This window comes from Sulfitobacter sp. 15WGC (genome assembly GCF_005068605.1).
GTDB classification, from domain to species: domain Bacteria; phylum Pseudomonadota; class Alphaproteobacteria; order Rhodobacterales; family Rhodobacteraceae; genus Sulfitobacter; species Sulfitobacter faviae.
Map to the genome: position 1 here is coordinate 1 of NZ_SZNL01000155.1, position 254 is coordinate 254.

Here is a 254-nt window from a genome sequence, read left to right on the forward strand (position 1 = left end):
GCGCCACGTCGATGAAGGAATAGGCCGAGATGTCCATCGAGTTTTTGAAGTTCGCCCGGCTGGTGTTCAAGAACCGCCCCGTCAGTTCGGATTTGTCCGAGAAAGCAATGGCATGCACGACGAAGTCATGGTGGGCCAACGCGCGCCCAGCTCCTCGAAGGCGCGGTCGAGCGAGGCATCGTCGGTCACGTCCACATCGACCATGAAGTCCGAGCCGACGCTCTGCGCCAGCGGCTCCAGCCGCTTGCCAAAGG

Annotated in this window: 1 pseudogene; it reads right to left on the reverse strand. The window is 61.8% G+C overall.

What is annotated here, in order from left to right:
* Positions 1–254, reverse strand: a pseudogene (locus FCK22_RS18360) (SDR family oxidoreductase); the annotation flags it as partial.